This is a genomic window from Rhodococcus sp. NPDC003322 (assembly GCF_053589555.1).
The window spans coordinates 792,187-815,629 of record NZ_JBSFSC010000001.1; the positions used below are offsets into that span (position 1 = coordinate 792,187).

At 70.7% G+C, this 23,443-nt stretch carries 28 protein-coding genes; 21 read left to right on the plus strand and 7 right to left on the minus strand.

Annotated features, from left to right (window positions below; all coding sequences use genetic code 11):
- Nucleotides 1–4 precede the first annotated feature (4 nt).
- Nucleotides 5–829, minus strand: a complete 825-nt coding sequence (locus tag ACWDUM_RS03635; RefSeq protein ID WP_450113320.1) for an FAD:protein FMN transferase — start codon at nt 827–829, stop codon at nt 5–7.
- A 124-nt stretch (nt 830–953) separates the two neighbouring features.
- On the opposite strand from ACWDUM_RS03635, the gene ACWDUM_RS03640 reads away from it, so the two are divergent.
- The 5 genes from ACWDUM_RS03640 to ACWDUM_RS03660 all read left to right on the plus strand — a co-directional run bounded on the left by ACWDUM_RS03640 (nt 954) and on the right by ACWDUM_RS03660 (nt 5,895).
- Nucleotides 954–2,252: a hypothetical protein gene (locus ACWDUM_RS03640; RefSeq protein WP_450132917.1), complete on the plus strand. Its 1,299-nt coding sequence runs from the start codon at nt 954–956 to the stop codon at nt 2,250–2,252.
- 45 nt (nt 2,253–2,297) lie between these two features.
- Nucleotides 2,298–2,543: a DUF2630 family protein gene (locus tag ACWDUM_RS03645; RefSeq protein ID WP_450113322.1), complete on the plus strand. Its 246-nt coding sequence runs from the start codon at nt 2,298–2,300 to the stop codon at nt 2,541–2,543.
- Nucleotides 2,544–2,632: 89 nt separating this feature from the next.
- Nucleotides 2,633–4,084, plus strand: a complete 1,452-nt coding sequence (locus ACWDUM_RS03650; protein ID WP_450132918.1) for a dihydrolipoyl dehydrogenase family protein — start codon at nt 2,633–2,635, stop codon at nt 4,082–4,084.
- Nucleotides 4,077–5,564, plus strand: a complete 1,488-nt coding sequence (locus tag ACWDUM_RS03655) for a carboxylesterase/lipase family protein (RefSeq protein WP_450132919.1) — start codon at nt 4,077–4,079, stop codon at nt 5,562–5,564. The genes ACWDUM_RS03650 and ACWDUM_RS03655 overlap by 8 nt, the downstream gene beginning before the upstream one ends.
- A gap of 202 nt (nt 5,565–5,766) precedes the next feature.
- Nucleotides 5,767–5,895, plus strand: coding sequence for a hypothetical protein (locus ACWDUM_RS03660; protein WP_450113325.1), 129 nt, complete (start codon nt 5,767–5,769; stop codon nt 5,893–5,895).
- Between the two features lie 67 nt (nt 5,896–5,962).
- Here the strand turns inward: ACWDUM_RS03660 and ACWDUM_RS03665 are convergent, their stop codons facing one another.
- Nucleotides 5,963–6,838 (minus strand): Fpg/Nei family DNA glycosylase, encoded by an 876-nt coding sequence (locus ACWDUM_RS03665; RefSeq protein WP_450132920.1) that lies wholly within the window; start codon nt 6,836–6,838, stop codon nt 5,963–5,965.
- 76 nt (nt 6,839–6,914) lie between these two features.
- Nucleotides 6,915–7,655, minus strand: coding sequence for a precorrin-6A synthase (deacetylating) (cobF, locus tag ACWDUM_RS03670; protein WP_450132921.1), 741 nt, complete (start codon nt 7,653–7,655; stop codon nt 6,915–6,917).
- A gap of 97 nt (nt 7,656–7,752) precedes the next feature.
- On the opposite strand from cobF, the gene ACWDUM_RS03675 reads away from it, so the two are divergent.
- The 7 genes from ACWDUM_RS03675 (at nt 7,753) to ACWDUM_RS03705 (ending at nt 13,131) form a co-directional block, all read left to right on the plus strand.
- Nucleotides 7,753–8,511: a thymidylate synthase gene (locus ACWDUM_RS03675; RefSeq protein WP_450113328.1), complete on the plus strand. Its 759-nt coding sequence runs from the start codon at nt 7,753–7,755 to the stop codon at nt 8,509–8,511.
- The gene (locus ACWDUM_RS03680) at nt 8,511–8,993 is read left to right on the plus strand and encodes a dihydrofolate reductase (RefSeq protein WP_450132922.1); all 483 of its coding nucleotides are present in this window, start codon (nt 8,511–8,513) and stop codon (nt 8,991–8,993) included. The genes ACWDUM_RS03675 and ACWDUM_RS03680 overlap by 1 nt, the downstream gene beginning before the upstream one ends.
- Before the next feature lie 95 nt (nt 8,994–9,088).
- Nucleotides 9,089–9,418 carry a cupin domain-containing protein gene (locus ACWDUM_RS03685; protein ID WP_450113330.1) on the plus strand — a complete coding sequence of 110 codons (330 nt, stop codon included), beginning with the start codon at nt 9,089–9,091 and terminating at the stop codon, nt 9,416–9,418.
- A gap of 114 nt (nt 9,419–9,532) precedes the next feature.
- On the plus strand, nt 9,533–10,426 hold the full coding sequence (locus ACWDUM_RS03690; RefSeq protein ID WP_450132923.1) for an AurF N-oxygenase family protein: 894 nt from the start codon (nt 9,533–9,535) through the stop codon (nt 10,424–10,426).
- Between the two features lie 56 nt (nt 10,427–10,482).
- A complete protein-coding gene (locus ACWDUM_RS03695) occupies nt 10,483–10,800 on the plus strand; it encodes a DUF4873 domain-containing protein (RefSeq protein WP_450132924.1) in 318 nt (105 codons plus the stop codon).
- Nucleotides 10,801–10,811: 11 nt separating this feature from the next.
- Nucleotides 10,812–11,450 carry an alpha/beta hydrolase family protein gene (locus ACWDUM_RS03700; RefSeq protein ID WP_450113333.1) on the plus strand — a complete coding sequence of 213 codons (639 nt, stop codon included), beginning with the start codon at nt 10,812–10,814 and terminating at the stop codon, nt 11,448–11,450.
- Between the two features lie 106 nt (nt 11,451–11,556).
- The gene (locus ACWDUM_RS03705) at nt 11,557–13,131 is read left to right on the plus strand and encodes a sensor histidine kinase (protein WP_450132925.1); all 1,575 of its coding nucleotides are present in this window, start codon (nt 11,557–11,559) and stop codon (nt 13,129–13,131) included.
- 23 nt (nt 13,132–13,154) lie between these two features.
- Here the strand turns inward: ACWDUM_RS03705 and ACWDUM_RS03710 are convergent, their stop codons facing one another.
- On the minus strand, nt 13,155–14,183 hold the full coding sequence (locus tag ACWDUM_RS03710; protein WP_450113335.1) for a beta-ketoacyl-ACP synthase III: 1,029 nt from the start codon (nt 14,181–14,183) through the stop codon (nt 13,155–13,157).
- A gap of 87 nt (nt 14,184–14,270) precedes the next feature.
- On the opposite strand from ACWDUM_RS03710, the gene ACWDUM_RS03715 reads away from it, so the two are divergent.
- Nucleotides 14,271–14,879 carry a TetR/AcrR family transcriptional regulator gene (locus tag ACWDUM_RS03715; protein ID WP_450113336.1) on the plus strand — a complete coding sequence of 203 codons (609 nt, stop codon included), beginning with the start codon at nt 14,271–14,273 and terminating at the stop codon, nt 14,877–14,879.
- Between the two features lie 13 nt (nt 14,880–14,892).
- Here ACWDUM_RS03715 and ACWDUM_RS03720 read toward each other — a convergent pair whose 3' ends face one another.
- On the minus strand, nt 14,893–15,543 hold the full coding sequence (locus ACWDUM_RS03720) for a response regulator (RefSeq protein WP_450113337.1): 651 nt from the start codon (nt 15,541–15,543) through the stop codon (nt 14,893–14,895).
- Between the two features lie 105 nt (nt 15,544–15,648).
- Here ACWDUM_RS03720 and ACWDUM_RS03725 point away from each other — a divergent pair, with 105 nt between their 5' ends.
- Both ACWDUM_RS03725 and ACWDUM_RS03730 read left to right on the plus strand, forming a co-directional pair.
- Nucleotides 15,649–16,599, plus strand: coding sequence for an acyl-ACP desaturase (locus tag ACWDUM_RS03725; protein ID WP_450132926.1), 951 nt, complete (start codon nt 15,649–15,651; stop codon nt 16,597–16,599).
- Complete coding sequence (locus ACWDUM_RS03730; RefSeq protein WP_450113339.1) at nt 16,599–16,862, plus strand: hypothetical protein; 264 nt, start codon at nt 16,599–16,601, stop codon at nt 16,860–16,862. The genes ACWDUM_RS03725 and ACWDUM_RS03730 overlap by 1 nt, the downstream gene beginning before the upstream one ends.
- 101 nt (nt 16,863–16,963) lie before the next feature.
- Here the strand turns inward: ACWDUM_RS03730 and ACWDUM_RS03735 are convergent, their stop codons facing one another.
- Complete coding sequence (locus tag ACWDUM_RS03735) at nt 16,964–17,869, minus strand: universal stress protein (protein WP_450113340.1); 906 nt, start codon at nt 17,867–17,869, stop codon at nt 16,964–16,966.
- A gap of 314 nt (nt 17,870–18,183) precedes the next feature.
- Between ACWDUM_RS03735 and ACWDUM_RS03740 the strand changes: the two genes are divergently transcribed.
- The 5 genes from ACWDUM_RS03740 to ACWDUM_RS03760 all read left to right on the plus strand — a co-directional run bounded on the left by ACWDUM_RS03740 (nt 18,184) and on the right by ACWDUM_RS03760 (nt 21,510).
- Nucleotides 18,184–18,420, plus strand: coding sequence for a LapA family protein (locus ACWDUM_RS03740; protein WP_450132927.1), 237 nt, complete (start codon nt 18,184–18,186; stop codon nt 18,418–18,420).
- 93 nt (nt 18,421–18,513) lie between these two features.
- Complete coding sequence (locus ACWDUM_RS03745) at nt 18,514–19,665, plus strand: sensor histidine kinase (protein ID WP_450132928.1); 1,152 nt, start codon at nt 18,514–18,516, stop codon at nt 19,663–19,665.
- A complete protein-coding gene (locus ACWDUM_RS03750) occupies nt 19,662–20,327 on the plus strand; it encodes a response regulator transcription factor (RefSeq protein WP_450132929.1) in 666 nt (221 codons plus the stop codon). Before ACWDUM_RS03745 ends, ACWDUM_RS03750 begins: the two co-directional genes overlap by 4 nt.
- Before the next feature lie 131 nt (nt 20,328–20,458).
- The gene (locus ACWDUM_RS03755; protein ID WP_450113344.1) at nt 20,459–20,722 is read left to right on the plus strand and encodes an SHOCT domain-containing protein; all 264 of its coding nucleotides are present in this window, start codon (nt 20,459–20,461) and stop codon (nt 20,720–20,722) included.
- Nucleotides 20,719–21,510, plus strand: coding sequence for an LLM class flavin-dependent oxidoreductase (locus ACWDUM_RS03760; RefSeq protein WP_450132930.1), 792 nt, complete (start codon nt 20,719–20,721; stop codon nt 21,508–21,510). The genes ACWDUM_RS03755 and ACWDUM_RS03760 overlap by 4 nt, the downstream gene beginning before the upstream one ends.
- 47 nt (nt 21,511–21,557) lie before the next feature.
- Here the strand turns inward: ACWDUM_RS03760 and ACWDUM_RS03765 are convergent, their stop codons facing one another.
- Nucleotides 21,558–22,601, minus strand: coding sequence for an LLM class F420-dependent oxidoreductase (locus ACWDUM_RS03765; protein WP_450113346.1), 1,044 nt, complete (start codon nt 22,599–22,601; stop codon nt 21,558–21,560).
- Between the two features lie 204 nt (nt 22,602–22,805).
- Between ACWDUM_RS03765 and ACWDUM_RS03770 the strand changes: the two genes are divergently transcribed.
- Entirely contained in the window at nt 22,806–23,429 is a 624-nt protein-coding gene (locus ACWDUM_RS03770; protein ID WP_450113347.1) for a TetR/AcrR family transcriptional regulator, read from the plus strand.
- Nucleotides 23,430–23,443: the final 14 nt, after the last annotated feature.

Consider the following 23,443-nt stretch of genomic DNA (forward strand, 5'->3'; position numbering starts at 1 on the left):
CGGCTCAGGCGACGTGATCGTGCGGGAGTAGGTGCACCCACGCGTCGGTCGTCCGCACACTGCCGTGCCGATAGGTGACCCGCCCGGCGAGGTCGTTCTCGCCGAGCCACCGCAACGCCGCCACGCCTCTCCGCACCGCGGCGACGGCAGCCGCGTACGCCCACAGACCGTCGTCGGTGATCACCGTGACGCAGTCGAGACCGGTGTCCGGGACGTCGGGGTGCGGCGCCGGCGCCCTCGCGGACGCCATCGCACTACCCGACCGCACCTCGACATGCAGTCCGTGACCCGGCACGACGGTCCCGGTCTCGACCTGCCACCCCCCGATCGGGCAGTGCCCCCAGGTCGCGACGACGTCGTCGACTCGCACCAGCACGCCGCACTCGAGGGTGTCCGCCGCGCGCCGGGCCACCCGGTGCGCGGCCCCGGCCTTGGCGGTGCTGGTGACGTCGAGGAACACCCCGAACGGCGCGAACACGGTGTCGCCGTCCATCCGCACGTCGTGGAAGCCGACTTCCGGCAACGACGGCACGGTCCGGTCCGGGTCCATTGCCTCGATCGACACCGGCGTAACGGCGCCGTCGGTCATCCGGGCCGCCCACAGCGCCGCACGAATCAGGCCACCCAGTTCGTCACTGACCCGCACCGGAGTGCCCTGAGCCTGGTTGACGGCGTGAATCTCCGCATCCCCGCATCCCAGGTCGCAGACGGCCCTGACCTGCGACAGGACCGCCTCCACGATGGATGCGGCCTCGGACAGGGCGGCCCACTCGGTGACGCGCACCTCGATCTCGCTCCCCCAGGTGTTCCAGACTGTGCTCGGGGCCATGATCCTGCGCTCCACGACGAACTCGGCTATGAAAACCCTTGGTCAGCAGGGTGTTGAACTCTCAGTATGCGCCCTGTTTCTGTGGACGGACCGAGGGTTTTTGCGGTGCGGTACCGTCGCCGGCATGTCCCCGCCGACGCCGCCGAAGGTCCGCGCGCAACGCCTGTCGGTCGTCGACGAGATGTTCCTGCGCGCCCACCACGGTCTCGGGACCCCGGTGGTGATGCAGGGGCTGTGGCGCGGCGGCGACGTCGACCCCACCGACCTGCTCGGCGTGCACCGGGAGTTGGCCCGGGGACCTTTGTCGCGCATCGTGATTCGTGCCGCCGTCCCTGGCGCCCGGCCGCGATGGCAGTCCGGGGCGAGGGTGTGGCCGGTCGACTGGGCGCCCGAACCGATCCCCCGGGACGAGGTGGTGCGCTGGGCGGACGCAGCGGCCGGTCTCCCGGTGGACCCCGAGGCCGGCGCCGGGTGGCGCCTGGCCGCGGCTCGTCTCGCCGGCGGTGGGACGGTGGTGTCGCTGGTGTGTTCGCACGTGCTCGCCGACGCCCGCGGTCTCGCGGCGGTGCTGGCAGCGGCGATGTCCGGGACCGCGGCACCGATGCCGGCCGACCCGGCCCGGCCCCTGCTCGACGATCTCTCCGACGCCGCCCGGATGGTCACCACCGTCGGCGCCCGCACGCTCCGCGCCGTCGCCGGACTGGCGCTGCACCCGTCGCGCCGCGCCGAGTTGCGCTCCGCGCCGGTCCGTGAATTTCGCCCCGACGAGGGTGGAGTGCACGCACGGGTGCCGGAGGCGCTGATCATGGACATCGACGCCGGCGACTGGGACGAGGAGGCGGCCCGCGCCGACGGCACGCCGAACTCGCTGCTGGTCACGCTGGCGGTCGGGATCGCGGCGACCGGGGAAGCGCCGCTGCAGGTCAGCGTGCCGGTGGACCGGCGGCGCGGCGCGGGCCCGGCGGACAATGCCGTCGACATGACCGAGGTCGCGGTGTGCCGCGGCGACTCCCCCACCCTGGTGCGGTCGCTGCTGCGGCAGGCGTATGCCCAGCCCCCGATGTCGAGTCCCGCCGGGTTCCCACCCGAACTTCTCCAGCTCGTTCCCGAGCGCGTCGCGTACCGGCTAGCCCCGGACCCCGGCGAACGCGACGTGCTGTGCTCGAACATCGGGACGATCCCCACCGCGCTCGGCTCGGTGGGCGGGCAGCGTGCCGACGCGATCGCGACCCGGGCGGTGCACCCGGGCATCACGGCGCGGCAGCTGGCGACGTCCCGCACCCGGTTGTCTGCGTACCTGTGCCGGTTCGGCGACAGATACACCCTCGCCCTGGTCTCGAAGGACCCCGGCCTGCGGGAACGCGCCGATACCGAGCTGACCGCCCACGGCCTCCGCGCGCAGCATTGGGACGCACCGGCATAGGGTGGAACCGACAGCGGACGTCCCACCGACCGAGTGGAGTCACCGATGAGTGAACACGAGATCCTGACCCGCATCCGCGAACTCGTCGACACCGAACACGAGTTGCGCGCCAAGATCGAGACCGGCCAACTCGACCCCGACACCGAACAGGCCCGGCTCGCCGCCGTGGAGCAGACCCTCGACCAGTGCTGGGACCTGCTGCGGCAGCGCCGGGCCCGCGCCGACGCCGGCCTGCCACCGGACGAGGTGCCGGTCAGCCCGGCCGGCCAGGTCGAGGGCTACCTGCAGTAGGACGGCAGCCCGCCTCTGTGGTGTCACCCAGCGGCTCGCCGCCATGAGGTAACTCAGCGGCTCGCCGCCGGCCGTTCTACGGTGTTGGCATGTCCCCGACACCGGAGAACGAGTTCGACGTCGTCGTGATCGGTGGTGGCCCGGCAGGTGAGATCGCGGCCCAGTACGCCGTCGCCGGTTCCGAACGCACCGCGGTGATCGTCGAACACGAGTTGCTCGGCGGCGAATGCTCCTACTGGGCGTGCATGCCGAGCAAGGCGCTGCTGCGACCCGGCAACGTCCTCGGTGCGGGGCGGGCGATGCCCGGCGTCCGGGAGCCACTCGGCGCGAGCGCACTCGACGTCCCCGCGGTGTTGCGCCGCCGCGACGCGTTCACCTCCCACCACGACGACTCGGGTCAGGTGCGATGGGCGTCCGGCGTCGGTGTCGACGTGATCCGCGGGTCCGGAAGGCTCGCGGGCGAGCGCACCGTCGAGGTCACCGGACCGGACGGCCCCCGCACGGTGCGGGCCCGCGTCGCCGTCGTCCTGGCCACCGGGTCCACCGCGACGGTGCCCGCCACCCCGGGACTGCGCGAGGCGTTGCCGTGGACGTCGCGGGACGCGACCAACCTGGTGGACGTTCCGGAGCGGATCGCCATCGTCGGCGGCGGGGTCGTCGCGTGCGAGGCCGCGACCTGGCTGCTCGACCTCGGCGCCAGGGAGGTGACGCTGCTGGTCCGCGGACCGGCGCTGCTCGCGTCGGCGGAACCGTTCGCCGGCGAGGCCGTCGCGACGGCGCTGCGGGCCAGGGGCGCGGCGGTGCGTACCGGCACCTCCGTGACCGCAGTCCACCGCGACGCTCCCCGCGAGACCGGCATCGGCCGGATCCGCGGCGGCCCTGTGACACTGACCCTCGACGACGGCTCCGGCCTCGTCGTCGACGAGATCCTCGTCGCGGCCGGACGCCGACCCGCCACGGCGTCACTCGGCCTGGACACGGTCGGGCTCGACGCGGTCCACACCGACGACCACCTCACCGTCGCGGGTGTGCCGGGCGACTGGTTGTACGCGGTCGGCGACGCCAGCGGCCGCACCCCGTTGACCCACATGGGCAAGTACCACGGCCGGGTCTGCGGTGACGTCATCGCCGCACGCACCGAGTCCCGCCCGCTCGACGGTGCCCGCTACCTGGCGAGCGCCGACGGATCCGCGGTCCCGCAGGTGGTGTTCACCGCACCGGAGGTCGCGTCCGTCGGTCGCACCGAACATGCCGCCCGCGCAGCGGGATTCGACGTCGATACGGTGGAGGTCGACATCTCCGTCGCCGGTTCCTCGCTCTCCCGCGACGATTTCACCGGGCACGCGAAGCTGGTGATCGACCGCGCCGGCGACACCCTGCTCGGGGCGACGTTCGTGGGCACCGAGGTCGCCGAACTGCTGCACGCGGCGACCGTCGCGGTGGTCGGCGCCGTGCCGCTGAGCGCGATGTGGCACGCGGTCCCCGCATACCCGACCGTCTCCGAGGTGTGGCTGCGCCTGCTCGAGGCGCACCGTGCCTGACCCGCTGGTGATCGCCACCGCCGACGGCCCGGTGCAGGGACGCGAACACCACGGCCTGCGGTCCTGGCGGGGCATCCCGTACGCGGCGCCGCCCGTCGGCGAATTCCGGCTGCGCGCAACACAACCGGTGACGCCGTGGACCGCGGTGCGCGACACACTCGAGTTCGGCAGCGCGCCACCGCAGTCCGGGCGCGTCGGCCGATCCGGCCGGATGGGCGAGGACTGCCTGACCCTCAATGTCCTGGCCCCCGCGTCCCGCAGTGTGCAGCCGCATCCGGTGATGGTGTTCATCCACGGCGGCGCGTACAGCGGCGGCGCGACGTCCACGCCGCTGTACCGGGGCGACGCACTCGTCCGCCGCGGCGACGTCGTCTACGTGTCGATCGGCTACCGGCTCGGCGCCCTCGGCTACCTCGACTTCACCGAATACTCCACACCCGAAAGAACATTCGACTCGAACCTGGGACTGCGCGACCAGGTCGCGGCACTGCAGTGGGTGCGCCGCAACATCGCCGCATTCGGCGGCGACCCGGACAACGTCACGGTGTTCGGGGAGTCGTCGGGCGCCAACGCCGTCACCACCCTGATGTGCACGCCCTCCGCGGCGGGCCTGTTCCAGCGGGCGATCGCCGAGAGTCCCCCCGCCGCGTCCGCCTACGGACCGGACCGCGCCCGGGTGTGGGCCGCCGAGTTCCTCGAACTCCTCGGCGGCACCGACGACCCCGTCCGTGCCCTCGATGAGGCGACCCCCGAGGCGTTGGTCCGGGCCGGGGACGCCCTCGCCGCGCGCGGCGCCGACGAGGCACCAGGCACCCGCGCATTCGCCCCGGTCGTCGACGGGGAACTTCTGCCCCGACATCCGCTCGACGCGTTCGCCGCGGGCCTCGCCCATCCCGTCCCGCTCATCGTCGGCACCAATGCCCGCGAGGGGACGATGTTTCCGCGGTTCCTCGACATCATCCCGACCGACCCCGTGCGGATCGAGAAGATGTTCGCCGAGACCGAACCCCGGGTGAAGGCCCGCATCCTCGCGGCCTACCCCCGCTATCCCGACCGCCACGCCGCGGTCCAACTCGGCGGCGACGTCACCTTCTGGGAGCCGGCGATCCTCGTCGCGCAGGCACACACCACGACGGCGCCCACCTACGCCTACCGCTACGACTACGCGCCGAACCTGCTGAACTGGACCGGTTTCGGCGCCACTCACGCCACGGAACTGCTCGCCGTGTTCGGCGCCGTCGACCACCCGCTCGGCAAGGCCGCCACCGCGGTCGGCGGCCGAGACGGCCTGCGCGCGGTCACCAACGTCCTGCAGTCGCACTGGTTGCACTTCGCCCGCCACGGCCATCCCCGGGAAACCTGGCCCCGCTACAGCATCGAACGTCGGGAGACCCTGATCGTGGACACCGACACCCACGTCGAGAACGATCCCGACGGCGACAAACGCCGCGCGTGGATCGGGTACCGGCACCGTCGGTGACGAAGGCCCACCCAGCGCCGTTCCGCAGAACCCGACGTGAGATCGGCTACCGGCACCGTCGACGAAAAGGACCCGTCAAGATTCGCGGCGGTCACCATAAAGGTCGCGTCGACACCATTGCGACGGCTCGCCGCGGCGACGGAGGCTCATCGAGGGACCGAGGTCCCGTACATGTTCCGTGCAACAACACAGGAGAGCACTGATGGGTTCCGCCGAGATCATTCCGTTCCTCGACTTCGCCGCCGATTTCACCGGCGCGGCAAGCGATCTGCTCGGTGCGGTGAGCTTCTTCACCGGTTCCGCCGGGGCGGCCGAGGAGCTGCTCGGGTAGAGCCCGGCGTCGCGGCACACGGGTCGAGTGGGTTCACCCCGGGCGCGGGACCCCACTCGACCCGTCGCTACTTGAGCAGCTTCGACATCCGCCGGTCGGCGAGGATCTTGCCCCCGGTCTGGCAGGTGGGGCAGTACTGGAAGGAGCGGTCCACGAAGGAGACCTCCCGCACCGTGTCCCCGCACACCGGACAGGGCATCCCGGTGCGGGCGTGCACCTGCATCCCGGACCGCTTCTCGCCCTTGAGGCGGGCTGCATCCTGACCGACGGAGCGGGTCACCGCGTCGGTGAGCACCGACCGCATCACCGCGTGCAGCGTCGAAACCTGTTCGTCGGTCAGCTTGTTCGCGGTCGCGAACGGCGACAGCTTCGCCTCGTGCAGTATCTCGTCGGAATAGGCATTGCCGACACCGGCGAGCACGGACTGGTCGGTGAGCACGGTCTTGATCCGCGCCGTGGACTTCGAGAGCAGCTCGCCGAACGCGGGCGCGGTGACGCCGAGGGCGTCGGGTCCGAGTTTCGCGATGCCGGGCACCTCGGCGGGGGTGCGCACCAGCCACACCGCGAGCCGTTTCTGCGTGCCCGCCTCGGTGAGGTCGATGGCGGGGGTGGTGCCGTCCGGCGCGAACAGGTGCACCCGCAGCGCGAGCGGACCCTTGCCGGGTTTCGGTGGTGTCGCGCTCGGGTTGTCCTGCCAGCGCAGCCAGCCCGCCCGGGACAGGTGGGTGATCAGCCAGAGCCCGTCCTCGGCGCCGCACCGCAGCCCGAGATGCTTGCCGAACCGGGCGGCACCGCTGATGTCGCGGCCCTGCAGATCCGAGATCGGCGGGTCGAACGTCTTGAGCACGCTCAGCGCCGCGACGTCCACCCGTCCGATCACCGCGCCGACCGCGTGGTCGCGCAGGAACTGGGCCAGGGCCTCCACCTCGGGCAGTTCGGGCATGCCCACCACACTAGGCGCCTCCGGCGCTCGTGCGCGGTTTACGGGTCCAGAGACCCGCAAACCGCGCACAGGTGCGTCAGCGCCTGCGGACCAGGTAGGTGTCCATGATCCAGCCCTTGCGTTCGCGCAGTTCGGCGCGCGTCCGGACGATCTCGTCCGAGACAGAGCGCAGGTCCCCGGCGATCAGCGTCTCGTCCGCGGTCCCGAGGTAGGCGCCCCACCAGATGTCCCAGTCCCCGTCGAGGGTGGTGAAGCTGTTCTCGGCGTCGAGCATCACCACTGCGTCCCGGACGCCGTCCGGCAGGCCCTCACGCAGTCGGCGGCCGGTGGTGGTCAGCACCGGCTCGCCGATCCTGTTGAGCACGATCCGGTGCTGCGCCGCCAGCGACGACACGCTCGTCACGCCCGGGATCACCGAGTACTCGAAGTCCACGACTCCGCGGCGCAGCACGCGCTCGACGATCCGCAGGGTGCTGTCGTACAGCGACGGATCACCCCAGACCAGGATCGCGCCGACGCCGTCGACCGCGGCGAACGCGTCCTCGAACACCTGCGCGCGGCGGTCGTGCCAGTCGTCGACGACGCCCTCGTAGTTGCTCGGGGTCCGGTCCCGGGGTGGGTCGACGATGTCGACGATCCGGTAGTCGCCGCGCATGTGCTCGTCGAGGAGACCGGTCCGCAGGTCGACCAGGTCCTGCTTCTGCTCGCCCTTGCCGATGACGAAGAACACCTCGGCCCGGTTCATCGCCTTGATCGCCTGCACAGTCACCTGGTCGGGGTCACCGGCGCCGACGCCGATCACGAGGAGTTCACGCATGTTCGGCGACGCTACCTGCCGGTGCCCGGCGCAAAGGTGCCCGCCCACTAGACTGGCTGCCGTGCACACGCCCTACGAAGATCTATTGCGCCTGGTCATGAATACCGGGACCCCGAAGGCGGACCGCACGGGCACCGGCACGCGCAGCGTGTTCGGGCACCAGATGCGCTTCGACCTGCGCGAGGGCTTCCCGCTGATCACCACCAAGAAGGTGCACCTGAAGTCCGTCGTGTACGAGCTGCTGTGGTTCCTGCGCGGCGACTCCAACGTCACGTGGCTGCGCGAGCACGGCGTCACGATCTGGGACGAGTGGGCGGACGCCGACGGCGAGCTGGGGCCGGTGTACGGCGTGCAGTGGCGGTCGTGGCCGACGCCGGGCGGCGAGCACATCGACCAGATCACCAAGGTCATCGAGACCCTGCGCTCCAACCCCGACTCGCGGCGGATGATCGTCTCGGCGTGGAACGTCGCCGACCTGGACGAGATGGCGTTGCAGCCGTGCCATGCGTTCTTCCAGTTCTACGTCGCCGACGGCCGGCTCAGCTGCCAGCTGTACCAGCGCAGCGCCGACCTGTTCCTCGGCGTCCCGTTCAACATCGCCAGCTACGCGCTGCTCACCCACATGGTCGCGCAGCAGGCCGGGCTCGAGGTGGGCGAGTTCGTCTGGACCGGCGGCGACTGCCACATCTACGACAACCACGTCGAGCAGGTCACCGAGCAGTTGTCGCGGGAGCCGTACCCGTACCCGACGCTGACCCTGCACAAGCGGGACTCGATCTTCGACTACACCTTCGAGGACGTCGAGATCACCGGCTACCGACACCACCCCGGAATCAAGGCGCCGGTGGCCGTCTAGTGATCGGTGTGATCTGGGCACAGGCCCACCGCGGCGTCATCGGCCGCGACAACACGATCCCGTGGCGCATCCCGGAGGACATGGCGCACTTCGTGGACGTCACCACCGGGCACCCGGTCGTGATGGGCCGCCGCACGTGGGATTCGCTGCCGCCACGGTTCCGGCCGCTGACCGACCGCCGCAACATCGTCGTCACCCGCGACCGGAACTGGTCGGCGGACGGCGTCGAGGTCGCGCACTCCGTCGACGACGCCCTCGCCCTGGCCGGCGACACCGAGACCTGGGTGATCGGGGGTGGCGAGATCTACGCGGCCGCCCTGGACCGGGCCGACCGGATCGAGGTCACCGAGGTGGACCTCGACGTCGACGGCGACGCGTACGCACCCGCCCTCGGCGGCGAGTGGGTCGCCGAGAGCACCGGCGACTGGCAGACGTCGAGCCGCGACGGTGTCCGGTTCCGATTCGTGACCTACGCCCGCTGACCCGTTCGGCGAGTGCGGCGCCATACGCCGCTCGGTGGTCCATACTGCATGGGCACGACGACCCCATTCGGTCTTTCCCAGCGAGAGGCAGCCACATGGACAAGAAGTCGCTGACCGCCGTTGCACGGCAACAACTCAAGCTCGCGACCGCGGCCACCAGCGGACGCAGTTCGCAGACGATCTACGGCGGCCACCAGCGCAGCCTGCGGCAGACGGTCGTCGCCCTGACCGCCGGACAGGAACTGGCCGAGCACGACTCCCCGGGCGAGGCGACGCTGCTGGTGCTCAGCGGCACCCTGACGCTGATCGCCGGCGACGACTCGTGGAAGGGTTCGACGGGCGACCTGCTGGTCATCCCCGCCGCCCGGCACCGCGTGGAGGCCGTCGAGGACGTCGCGTTCCTGCTGACCGTCGCCAAGAAATAGGGACCACGACAAAAAGTGTGAATTTTGGTCACACACACCTCTTGACCCGGCGAGCGGGCGGGCCTACCTTTCCAGGTGTCACGGAAGTCTCCGATGCACACGGAGGGTCACCGCATGCCAAGTACCACTCCCACGGACCGTGAGGTCGTGGCCGCCCGACTGCTCGCCGGGTCGATCAAACGCTCCTACAACCCGGTCGTCGATCTCGACTGGGACGCCCCGCTGGCCGAGGACCGGTACTTCCTGCCGCCGACTGTGCTGTCGCTGTACGGCACGCCGATGTGGGAGTCGATGAGCGAGGACCAGCGCATCGAGCTGTCCCGGCAGGAGGCCGCGAACATTCTCAGTGTCGGCGCCTGGTTCGAGAACATCCTGCTGCAGGCACTGCTGCGCGACCTGCTGCACCGCGACCCGACGTCGCTGCACACCCGGTACACGCTCACCGAGATGGGTGACGAGTGCCGGCACATGACGATGTTCGGCCGCGCCATTGCAGCCATGGGCGCCAAGCCGTTCCAGCTGCGACCGCACCAGGCCGTGGTGGCGAATCTGCTCCCGAAGACGTTCCGCGGCACCATGCTGTGGGTGGCCGCGCTGATCGGCGAGGAGATCTTCGACGCCACCCAGCGCCGGGTCATGGACGACCCACAACTGCAGCCGATGGTGTCGAGGCTGATGCGGATCCACGTCACCGAGGAGGCCCGGCACATCACGTTCGCTCGCGAGGGCGTGCGGCGGCGGGTGGCAGGCACCCACCCGATCGAGAAGCGGTGGGTGGGCACGATGCAGGGAGTCGGCGGCCCGCTGCTGCAGCGCCTGTTCACCAATCCCGCGATGTACAAGCGGGCGGGCCTGGACCCCAAGGAGGCGCGGCGACAGGCGTTGGCGAATCCACACTTCCGCGCGAACCAGCGCCGCGGGTTCGCGAGCCTGGCCGCATTCCTCGAGGAAACGGGACTGATGCGGGCGCCCTCGCGCGCGATGTGGCGACGGGCAGGGTTCCTGTGATCCGAGGGCGCCGGAAGCGGGCCCCGACGCAGCCCCCCGCGGCGCTTGCCTCCGAGATGCTCGAGCCCGACACCGCCTACGACGGCCCGGCCGTGCTCGCCACCGGCACCGCCGCCCTCGACGTCGTCGTTCACCTGGGCGGACACTTCGAACCGCTGGACGGGCACTTCCACTGGTACGGACGTGTCGACGGCCCGGATCTGGCCGGTCTCTCCGGCCGCGACCGGGCGCGGTTGACGCTGACGATCGACGCCGGGCAGCCGCGCCCGGCCGTCCTCGGGGAGCAGGATCCGTGGGGGCACCTGCGGATCAGCGGCACCGGCGCACCGCCGTACCCGCTCGACGAGGTCGAACTGGACGTGCCGATCCCGTAGTTTCGTGTCTCATGAGCGAGTTGTTCGAGCGCGACGACGTGGTCGGGGACCTGCATCGACCCGACGGCGATCCGGTCGCGGCGCTGCTACTGGCGCACGGCGCCGGCGGCGACCGCAACGCGAAACTGTTGCAGCGCGCGGCATCCGAGTTCGCCGATGCAGGGCTGCTGGTGCTGCGCTACGACCTACCCTTCCGTCAGCGCCGGCCGAAGGGCCCGCCCAGTCCGTCGACCGCGGACAAGGACCGGGACGGCATCGCCGCCGCCGCGGCCGCGATCCGTGAATCGTTCTCGGGTCCACTGATTCTCGGTGGACACTCGTACGGTGGCCGGCAGTCGTCGATGCTCGCGGCGGAACGTCCCGACGTCTGCGACGGCCTGCTGCTCTTCTCGTACCCCCTGCACCCACCGGGCAAGCCGGAGAAGGCTCGCACCGCACACCTTCCGGACCTGCGCTGCCCGTGCGTGTTCGTACACGGCACCCGCGACCCGTTCGGCACCCCCGACGAGATGCGCGCCGCCATGGACCTGATCACCGCACCGCACACCCTCGTCCTGGTCGAAGGCAAGGGCCACGACCTCGCGCCCGACAAGAGCCAGGCCGTGCCCTCTGCCGTCGACGCCGCCGCCACCGCCTTCGGCCTGCGCTGACGGACCACCGCCGAGCGGGCGCCGTGGCGGCCGGGGCCGCACGCCCGGGCCGAGCGGCGGGAGTGCCCACGACCGAACGCGCGCTCGCCCCCAGTAGGCTCGGGGCATGGTCGACGATCCCGCAGGCAGCCTGAACGGCCTGCTCGACACCGTGCACCGGCGACTCGGCGAGGACGTCAGCTCCCCCGGCACCCTGCGCGATCTGCTCGAGGCGGTACTGGTGGTCGGCGCCGGCCTCGACCTGGACACCACGCTGCAGCGGATCGTGCGCGCGGCAACCGAACTGCTCGGCGCCCGCTACGGCGCGCTCGGTGTCCGCGCCCCCGGCGGCGGGTTGTCGGAATTCGTGTACGAGGGCATCGACCCCGGAACTCGCGCGACGATGGGACATCTGCCCGAGGGGCGCGGCCTGCTCGGCCTGCTGATCAACGAACCCCGCCCGGTGCGGATCCGGGAACTCGCCACCCATGCCGCGTCGGTCGGGTTTCCGCCCAACCATCCCCCGATGCACAGCTTCCTGGGCATGCCGATCATCGTGCGAGGGGAGGCGTTCGGCAGCATCTACCTCACCGAGAAGCGCGGCGCACCGGAGTTCAGCGACGAGGACCAGACGATCCTGACGGTGCTCGCCGAGTCCGCGGCCCTCGCGATCGACAACGCGCGCCTGTTCGAGCAGTCCCGCACCCGGGAACGCTGGCTGAGCGCGATGTCGTCGATCACCTCGCGGCTGCTGATCGGCGGGTCGGTGCCCGAGACCCTTGACCTGCTGGTCCGGCAGGCACGGGAGCTGGGCACGGCCGACGCGGTCACGCTCGTCGACACGGTGGACGACGGGAGCACCGTCCTCGCGACCACCGATTCGCGGCTGACGGTCGGGCAGGACGTGGACTTCGCGGACTTGAGCGCGGGCACGACCCGGTCGGCGACGCTGCCGGTGGCCGGTCCGCAGCACGTCCAGGGCGCCCTGGTGGTCAGCGGCGAAACCGGTGGGCCCGAATGGGATCCGGACGAGCTGCAGCGGCTCGCGTCGATGGCGGACCTGGCGGCGGTGGCCCTCGAATTCGCGCATCAGCAGCGCCAGCAGCGCCTGCTGGACGTCCTCGCCGACCGCGACCGGATCGCACGGGACCTGCACGACAACGTCATCCAGCGTCTGTTCGCCACCGGCATGAGCTTGCAGTCGGTGTCCGCTGCGACGGAGGGCCGCACCGCCGAGGTGCTCGCCCGGGCGGTGGAGCAGCTCGATCAGACGGTGCGCGAGATCCGCACCACCATCTTCGACCTGCAGTCCGCCGACGCGGCGCCGGCCGCCGGTCTGCGGCGCCGGCTACTCGACGTGATCGGCGAGCTCACCGCCGACGTCACCCCGTCCGTACAGTTCTCCGGCCCGATCGACACCCTGGTTCCGACGTCGGTCGCCCCACATGCGGAAGCGGTTCTGCGGGAAGGACTCTCGAACGCGCGTCGGCACGCGAACGCCACCACCCTCACGGTGACGGTGTCCGCGGCCGAGGACTTCACGATCGTCGTCGACGACGACGGCATCGGGATGACCGGCACCGAACCCCACAGCGGGCTGGCGAACCTGGACCGGCGTGCGGCCGCCTGCGGCGGCCGCTGCGAGGTCCGCTCGGAGCCCGGCGCGGGAACCAGGCTCACCTGGCGGGTCCCGCTCCACTGACGCGGAGCGGGCGGTCCGACGGCTCAGGCGATCGCGGGGAGCCGGACCACCTGCCCGGCGTAGGCCAGTCCGGCACCGAATCCGAGCAGCAACGCGGTGTCACCGGGCTGCGAGGCCCCGGAACGGAGCAGCTGCTCCATCGCCATCGGGATCGACGCCGCGCTGGTGTTGCCGGTCTCCACGATGTCCCGGGCGACCGCGACGGTGTCGGGCAGGGCCAGCGTCCGGATCAGCGCGTCGGTGATCCGGCTGTTGGCCTGGTGCGGCACGAACGCGTCCAGGTCGTCGGCCGCGACCCCGGCCTTCTCCAGCGCGTCGCGGCACGCCTTCTCCAGGAAGGTGACCGCCCAGCGGAACACGGCCTGACCGTTCATCCGGATGTACGGGCGCTCCGCCTCGGCGCCGCGCTCGAGAACGTCGGCGAAGAACTCCTTGAAGTCCTTGTCCTGCTTGATCGCCGTGGTCTGGGTACCGTCCGAACCCCACGCGACCGGCCCGATCCCCTCGGCGTCGGAGGGACCCACCACGACCGCGCCCGCGCCGTCGGCGAAGATGAACGCGCATGTCCGGTCCGTCGGATCGAGCAGGTCGGACAGCCTTTCCACGCCGATCACCAACACGTGGCGGGCCTGCCCGGCACGAACGAGGCTCGCGGCGTTGCCGAGCGCGTAGCAGAAGCCCGCGCACCCGGCGGAGATGTCGTAGGCAGCGGTGTCCTGCATTCCGAGTTCGCTGGCCACGATCGCGCCCGCCGACGGGCCAAGCACCATCTGCGACGAGGTCGCCAGCACGACGGCGTCGATCTGCTCGGCCACCAGACCCGAGGCCGCGAGCGCGTCACGGGCGGCGGCGACGCTCATCGAGACGATGGTCTCGTCGGGCTCGGCCCAGCCGCGGGCCGTGATGCCGGATCGGGTCCGGATCCATTCGTCGGAGGAGTCGATGAGGTCGACGATCTCGGCGTTGGGAACGACGCGCCGGGGTCGGTACACACCGAGGCCGAGAAGGGCCGCGTGGGTGACGGGACTGGCGGTGGCGATCTTCGCGGGCATGACATCCTCTCCATGTGAACCGATCGGTTCATCTCCAGGTCTAACATGAACCGATCGGTCCACACAAGCGTTTCGGAAGGAGCTCACATGACGACGGCGCGACCGCGCGCTCGCCTGCTCGCGACCACCATCACGATGGTGCAGGAACTCGGCGTGAATGCGGCCGGATTGACGGAATTGCTCAAACGCAGCAACGCGTCGCGCAACTCGCTCTACCAGCACTTCCCCGAAGGCAAGGGCCAGCTCGTGGAAACCGCCACCCGGATCGTGTCCCGCCTGGTGCAGTCACACCTGACCGTGATGGCGGACAAGTTCGCGACCGCACCGTCGATGGACCGGTGGCTGGACGAGCTGTTCGCGTTCTGGCTCGAACCGCTCGAGTCGAGCGACTACCGGCTCGGTTCGTTCATGATGGCGGCGGCACTGGACGAACCGGATCCGGCGGTCCGGTCCGCGGCAGGCCAGGCGTTCACCGAGTGGACCTCCCGCCTCGCCGGCGGCATGGTCGCGGCGGGCCTCGACGAGGCGACCGCGCGGTCGACGGCGGGACTGCTGCTGTCGGCGATCGAGGGCGCCATCGTGCAGAGCCGCGCGCTCAAGTCGACCCGCCCCTTCGACGACGCCCGCACCCAGCTCGACTTCCTGCTCGGTCGACTCCTCGCCGAGCGTGCGGTCGCGGGCGGGCTGACGTCCTGACCCCCGGACCGGGTCACCGTCCCCGCTCGGGTCGACCGCGCAGCTCGGTGGCCAGGACCGCGGCCTGGGTGCGACGCTGCATCCCCAGCTTCGACAGCAACCGCGACACGTAGTTCTTCACCGTCTTCTCGGCGAGATGCATGCGGGCGCCGATCTCCCGGTTCGTCAGACCCTCACCGATGAGATCGAGCACCACCTTCTCCTGGTCGGTCAGTTCGTCGACGAGCCCACTCTTGTTGCGCTGGGCCCGAATCCGCGCCAGGACGGCGGACGTGGCCCGGTCGTCGAGCAGCGACCCGCCGGCTCCGACGGTCCGGACCGCGGCGATCAGGTCGGTGCCGAGGATCTGCTTGAGCAGGTAGCCGGACGCTCCGGCGAGCACCGCGTCGAAGAGGGCTTCGTCGTCGGAGTACGAGGTGAGCATCAGGCACCGCAGCTCCGGGTTCGCCGACCGCAGTTCCCGGCAGAGCTCCACCCCGGAGCCGTCCGGCAACCGCACGTCGAGGACCGCGACGTCGACCCCCGACGCCGGGAACGTCGCCAGCGCTTCCGCGACGGAGGAGGCTTCCCCTACCACCGTGAAGTCGGGGGCGCCGCCGAGGAGGTCCACCAGGCCCCGCCGGACGATCTCGTGGTCGTCGACCAGGAAAAGCCGTGTCTGCATTTCTCAATCCCAACACATCGGGACTTTCGGCACTATCGGCCAGGGGTCTCGATCCGCCAGGCTCATCGCTGGACTTCCGGCACTGCGAATGGGGACGAGGACACCGTGGCACGAGAACTGACCCAACTCGAGTTGCTGCACGAACTCGAGCCCGTCGCCGAGGAGAATGTGCACCGGCACCTGTCGATGGCGAAGGACTGGCATCCACACGACTACGTGCCGTGGGACGACGGCCGCAATTTCGCGGCACTCGGCGGCGTCGACTGGGACCCCGAGCAGTCGCAGCTGACGGACGTCGCGAAGGCCGCGATGATCACGAATCTGCTCACCGAGGACAACCTGCCGTCGTATCACCGGGTCATCGCGGAGAACTTCTCCCGGGACGGAGCCTGGGGTACGTGGGTGGGCCGCTGGACCGCGGAGGAGAACAAGCACTCGGTGGTGATGCGGGACTACCTGGTGGTCACTCGCGGGGTGGATCCGGTGGCGTTGGAGGACGCGCGGATGGCCCACATGACGCACGGGTTCAACCCGAACCTGCAGGAGGGCATCCTCGACGCGGTCACCTACGTGACGTTCCAGGAGCTGGCGACCCGGGTGTCGCACCGCAACACCGGCAAGGCGTGCGGTGACCCGATCGCCGACCGGATGCTGGCACGGGTCGCAGCCGACGAGAACCTGCACATGATGTTCTACCGCAACATCACCGGTGCGGCACTGGACGTCGCTCCGGCACAGGCGATGCGCGCAATCCTCAAGATCCTCACCAACTTCCAGATGCCGGGCGCGACGATGCCGCAGTTCCGCCGCAACGCGGTGCTCATCGCCAAGGGCGGCATCTACGATCTGCGTCAACACCTCGACGACGTGGTGATGCCGGTGCTGCGCACGTGGAAGGTGTTCGACCGCACCGATTTCACCGGGGAGGCGGAGACGCTCCGCGAGGAGCTGGCGGTGTTCCTCGAGAGCCTGCACGCCGATGCGGCCAGGTTCGAGGAGTCCCGCGACCGGGCGCTGGCCCGTGCGGCGGCCCGTGGACAGAAGGTGGGTGTGTGATGACGGATCTGACGACCGAACGACCATCGACCGACACCCAGGCGCTGTTCGAAACGGCGCTGGAGATGGCGTCCGCGGCCAAGCGCGGCAACGTCACCCGATGGGCGGAGGCCAAGTCCGCCCGGCACGACCCGGATGCGCTCGCGTTCCTGAACTCGGTTCTGCTCGGCGTGCTCATCGAAAATGACGCCGTCCGGCGTGGTGTGCACCCCACCGATGTGTGGGCGCGGCTGCGGGCGGGGGGGCTCGACGAGTTCGGCTGAACCGACAACGGCCCTGAACCGACATCCGGGGCAGACTCGTCCGCACGAAACGAAGGGTCGGTCCCTCCCGGGGACCGACCCTTCGTTTCGTGTTCGGTGAACTATCCGGCCAACTGTGCCGGGCGCACGATCAGCACCGGGCAGTCGGCGGTGCTCATCAGTGCCGCGCTGGTGGAGCCGAGGAGCATGCCCTTGAAACCGCCGCGGCCGTGGCTTCCCACCACGAGAAGCTGCGCCTGCTCGGAGAATTCGCTGAGCACCCGCACCGGACGGTCGCGGCGGACCACCCGCTGCACGGGCACGTCCGGATACTGTTCGATCCACCCGGCGAGCCGCTCGGACAGCACCGCCTCCTCGGCGGCCTGGATGGAAGTCCAGTGCGGGTCGTCCTCGGTCGCACCGAGCGACGGCTGTACGGACACGTCACTCCACACGTTCACCGCGATGAGCTGCGCACCCAGCGCCGATGCCTCCTGGAACGCCGCGGCGAGGGCGTCCTCACTGATCTCCGAACCGTCGACACCGACGACGACCGGGCCCTCGGTCGGCGGCCGGCCTTCGAGCGTGCGACCACGGACCACCGCGACCGGCGCGGTCGAGTGCGAGGTGACGGCACGGGCCACCGAACCGAGGAGTGCGCCGCTGAACTCTCCGAGCCCACGGCTGCCGAGCACGATCATCGACGCCTGCGGCGCGTACTGCAGCAGGATCTCCGCGATCCGCCCCTCGTGCAGCTTGGTGTCGATGTCCAGGTCGCCGACCTCCTCGGCGACCTCCCGGGCGAGCACCGCGGCGCTGTCGAGGTGGGCGCGGCCGGCGTTCTTCAGGTCGTCGCCGTAGCCGCGCACCAGGTAGGGCTCGGTGTAGTAGTAAGCGGGCACGTGCACGACGGAGACCAGCAGCAGGGGAAGCTTGCGGGCCGCGGCGGTACGGGCGGCCCACACAACGGCCGTCGACGCCGACTCCGATCCGTCCACTCCCACCACGACTGGATTGCTTGCGCTCATGCTGCTTCCTCACTGGAGATCCGTCACCGACAGTCGGGGCATCGTGTGCCCCGCACCTATTGTCCGGGTTCTGCGCCGGGTTCGCGTGGGTCGAAGGTCCCCGTGTCGCGTCTCGGTCGCGCTCGCGGCGGTGAAATGCGTCTCGGGACGAGCCCCACACCGGGTCGCACGCGGGGCCGGTGCGACCGTGCGACACAGTCCCGTTTGACGCCGGATCGGCCGCCTCCGCGGCTACCATGGGGTGTGTGACCTGCGGATTCACCCGTCGGGTCGACAGCCCGGCACCGGTGGGCGCAGCCAGGCAGGAGTGTGCGATGTCCGATCAGGGAAGCGCGAAGACCTCGCTGATGTCGCGGATGACCCCGGGCAGATGGTTGGCGCTGGCCCTGGTGGTGCTGGCGGTGATCTTCATCTTCCAGAACACCGCGACGACCACGATCCAGTTGGCCTGGTTCAGCTTCGAGGCGGCGCTGTGGGTCTTCCTGCTGGCCGTGTTCGTGATCGGGTGGATCGCCGGCTGGCTGGTCGGCCGGCGGAAGTCCGGCAGCTGACCGGCCCGATTGTCCACATCGGCCGTCCGGCGGACCCGCGACTACGTACGTGGGACGACGCCGCCCGGTCGATCCGCGGCTAGGTTCGAGTCCATGGCAGCCCGTCCGGTCGACGTCGCGGTCGCACTCGTCGTCGGTGCCGTCGCAGCCGCAGGCACGGTGGGTTCGGCCCGCCATCAGAACGCGGCCCACCCACTCGACGTCTACGCGTTCGTCCTGATCGCGGCCGCGTCGGCCGCGTTGGTGTGGCGCAGGGTCGCACCGTTGACGGTGCTGGCGGTGACGCTGGCGGCCGCGCTGGTGTTCCTGCTGCGCGGATACCCGATGGGCCCGATCTTCCTGCCGATCGTCATCGCGTTTCTCACCGCGGCGCCCCTGTACCCGCGCTGGCCGCTGTACGCGGCACCGGCGGTCGGCTACGTGGTGTACGTGTGGGGTGTGCCGTGGGTGACCGGCCGCGAGTACCCGACGCCGGCCGCGGCGATCGGCATCGGGGCGTGGCTGCTGACCCTGCTGGCGATCGCCGAGGTCATCCGGCAACGGCGCGAGGCGATCCGGGCCCGGCGCCAGCGGGCCCGCGAACTGGCCCGGGCCGCCGAGGAGGAGCGGCTGAGGCGGGCCAGCGAGGAACGGCTGGACATCGCCCGCGAACTGCACGACGTGCTGGCACACAGTCTGTCGATGATCAACGTGCAGTCCGGGGTCGCGCTCGAGCTGCTCGACAGCCGACCCGAACAGGCCGGGATGGCGCTGGCGTCGATCAAGGAGGCCAGCCGCGACGCCCTCGTCCAGGTCCACGCAATGCTGCAGTCCCTGCGCCGGGGCCCCGAGGCGCCGCCGGTGGCGCCTGCGCCGTCGATCACCGATCTCGACGGTCTCGTCGCGCGGGCACGCGATGCCGGAATCGATGTCACCACAGACATTTCCGGGACCATCCGCCCCGTACCGACGGGGGTGGACCTCGCGGCGGCCCGGATCGTGCAGGAGTCGCTGACCAACGTGGCCCGGCACTCCGGGCAGTCGACCGCCCGGGTGACCCTGCGGTACCTGCCTGGGCTGCTGGAGGTCCAGGTCGACGACGACGGCCACACCGCCGCGGCGAACCCTCCCGGCAACGGCATCACCGGGATGACCGAACGCAGCCGCGCCCTCGGCGGCACGCTGTCGGCGGGGACGCGACCGGACGGCGGATTCCGGGTGCGCGCCAGGCTTCCCCTGCCCGCCGACGGGGCCGGCGCGTCATGACGGTCCGGGTGCTCGTCGCCGACGACCAGGCGCTGGTTCGTGCCGGCTTCGTGGCGCTGCTCGACGCACAGAGCGGGATCGAGGTGGTCGGCGAGGCCGAGGACGGCGCGCAGGCGGTGCGACTGGCCGAGGAGCTGAGGCCGGACGTGGTGCTGATGGACATCCGGATGCCGGTGCTCGACGGCCTCGAGGCCACCCGCCGGATCGCGGACCGCCCGGAGCTGGCCGGGGTCCGGGTCGTGGTGCTGACCACCTTCGAGCTCGACGAGTACGTCTTCGAGGCGATCCGCGCCGGTGCCGCCGGGTTCCTGGTCAAACACACCGAACCCGCCGACCTGGTCCGGGCGGTGCGGGTGGTGGCTGACGGGGAGGCGCTGCTCTCCCCCACCGTCACCCGGCGGTTGCTCGCCGAGTTCGCCGCCCGCGCCAAGGCCGCCCCGGACGGCACGTTGCTGGCCACGCTGACCGCCCGGGAACGCGAGGTGATGACGCTGGTTGCGGAGGGCCTGAGCAACGCCGAGATCGCCGAGCGGCTGGTGCTGAGCCCGGCCACCGCGCGCACGCACGTCGGCCGGATCCTGCTCAAGCTCGGCGCCCGAGACCGCACCCAGCTCGTGGTCCTGGCCTACGAGTCCGGTCTGGTCCGGCCCGGCTGGCGCTGAGATGCCGTCGCCGTCGCCGGTACCCGCGAATTGCGACGGCAACTGCACACCGGCCGTACGCATCCGGACGTACCGACGATTCCGCACACGGACCGACGCGTCGGCACCCGAACCGGCGCAGGCTCGACGTCATGAACACCGTGAACGCACAGACAACCCTGTTACTGGCCGACCACTGGGACGGCCCCTGGGGACCGGGATGGGGCGTCGGCCCGTGGTTCATCCTGATCCCGATCACCTTCTGGCTGATCGTCATTGCCGCGTTCGTTCTCCTCGGGCGGCGGCGCCGCGGCCGCCACGGCGAATCCACGCTGCGCGACGTCTACGCCCGCGGCGAGATCACCGAGGCGGAGTACCGGGCCCGCCTCGCCGTTCTGCGGGAGACCCGACGATGAGGTTCGTGGTGGTCGACACCCCTCGCGTCGGCGGCGCCGCCTGGACGGACCGCGTGAAACTGTTCGAGGACATGGGATTTCACGCCGTTCTGGTGCCGGACACCCTGTGGACACCGTCCCCGTTCCCGGCCCTCGCCGCCGCGGCGGCCGTGACCTCACGCCTGCGGTTGCGCACCTGGGTGGCGGCGGCTCCGCTCCGCACCTCGGCCGCGCTGGTTCGGGAAGTCGCTGCTCTGCAATCACTCTCGGACGCGCGGTTCGAACTCGGCATCGGCGCGGGCCGACCGGACGCCGAGGAGGAGGCACGGCGGCTGGCAATGCCCTGGGGCGGCGCCACCGAACGGATCGCGCAGGTCGAGGAGTCCGTCGCGGCGGTGCGCGCGGGCGTCGATCCGGCCCCCGAGGTGGTGGCGTCGGCGGCCGGGCCGCGAATGCTGGCGGCGGCCGGGCGGGTGGCGGACCGGGTGGCGCTCGCGCTGGGACCCGCCACCACGGTGCCCGAACTGGCGGACGCCGTCACCCGGGCCCGCGAGTCCTGTGGTCCGGCAATGCCGTTCACCTTGTCCCTCGTCGGGGTCGGCGACCGGATGCCGTCCTGGATCGGCCGCGACGGCCTCACCGCGGATCGGATCCGGGCGACCGGCGGGATCGGACTGCTGGACGCCGACCCGCACCGCGCGGCGCAGGCCCTGTCCGAGCACGAGCGCCGCTTCGGCGTCGACGAGGTGACGGTGCCGGGCGAGCTGGCCGACGTGTTCACCGCGATCCTGACCCGACTGTCCCGCTGACCGACGCCGAGTGCGCACCCGAGTGCACACTCGGCGAACTGTCGGGGCTACGCGTCGATGATTGCGCGCAGCTTCTCGATCTGCGCGACCCGACCGGCGGTGTCGGGGGCCATCGCGTTGACGGTCAGGGTCGTGGCACCCGCCTCCTTGAACGCCGCCACCCGCTCTCGGACGTAGCCCTCGGGGCCGATCAGCGAGATCGAGCGAACCAGCTCGTCCGGGACGGCGGCCGCAGCCTCCTGCTTCTTGCCGTCCAGGTAGAGGTCCTGGATGGTTTTCGCCTCGGCCTCGTAGCCGTAGCGGCAGGCGAGGTCGTTGTAGAAGTTCTTGCCGCGGGCGCCCATGCCGCCGATGTAGAGCGCCAGGTGCGGCTTGATCCAGTCGATCATGTGGTCGACGTCGTCGCCGATCGCGAGCGCGGGGCCGGCGAAGATCTCCAGCTCGCCGAGCGACGCGTCACGCTTGGCCTTGCCCTTGGCCACCGACTCACCCCACACGTCCATGGCACGCTCCGGGTGGAAGAAGATCGGCTGCCAGCCCTCCGCGATCTCCGCCGTCAACGCCACGTTCTTCGGGCCGATCGCGGCGATGACGATCGGGATGCGTTCGCGCACAGGATGGTTGATCAGCTTGAGCGGCTTGCCGAGCCCCGTGCCCTTCTCCGGGGGCAGCGGGATCTGGTAGTACTTGCCGTCGTACTGCACCTTCTCGCGGCGCCACACCTGGCGGCAGATGTCGACGAGTTCACGGGTCCGGCCCAGCGGCGCGTCGTACGGCACCCCGTGGAAGCCCTCGATGACCTGCGGGCCCGACGCCCCCAGCCCCAGCACGAACCGCCCGTTCGAGACGAAGTCCAGGCCGGCGGCGGTCATCGCCATCAGCGACGGGGTGCGGGTGTAGATCTGGAAGATGCCCGATGCGAGCTTGAGCGTCGTCGTCTTGGCGGCGAGGTAGCCCAGCTGACTGACGGCGTCGAACGAGTACGCCTCCGCCATGAAGGCGATGTCGAGTCCGGCGCGTTCGAGGTCCGCGACCTCGGCGACCGTTTCGGCGAACCCGCCGCTGTAGGTGATCTGCGTTCCGATGCGCACCGGGACACTCCAATCGGCTGTGAGGGACTGCTCGGGAGGGACATTACGCAGGGTCGCCGCGAAACCGTAGGACCGAGGCGAGCGGGATCGATGACCGCCGGCCGGTGAGGGCGGTCACAGCACACGGCTCCATGTGGGCAACCGCACAAAATTGCATAGGTGTGCAAGTTTGCAGGGTTGTGCAACTTCCGTACCTTGAATGGGGTGAGCACCCAACCCGGCCTGCGCGACCAGAAGAAGGCCGCCACCCGCCTCGCACTCAGCGAGGCGGCGATCCGGCTGGCCAAGCCCGCCGGCCTCGACGCCGTCACCGCCGAGGCCATCGCCTCCGAGGCCGGGGTCTCCACCCGGACCTTCCACAACTACTTCGCGTCGAAGGAAGAAGCGGTCCTGTACCGATTCGAAACCGACGTCACCCATTGGGCGCAGCGGCTGCGCGAACGGCCCGCCGACGAGCCGATCTGGGATTCGCTCGAGGCGGTCGTCCTGTCGATCGTGCTCGATCCGATCCGCGACCTCGGCGAGATGGCCGCCGAAATGATGCTGATCGAGGAGAGCCCCGCCCTGCTGGCCTGCCACCTGGAACTGCACGGCCGGGTCAGCCGGATCCTCGGCGAGGCGATCGCGGAACGGACCGGCACGAACGTTGCGACCGACCTGTACCCGAATCTCCTGCAGATGGCGATCGGGGCGTCCTGCAAGTGCGCGATCGAGCTGTGGTTGCAGGGCGACACCGGCCACGACACCCCCGAACCCCTCGTACGCGAGGCGTTCGCGATGCTGCGCGCCGGCATACCCCAACCGACCGTCGAACCACCTGTCCCCTAGCGCGCCCACCGACG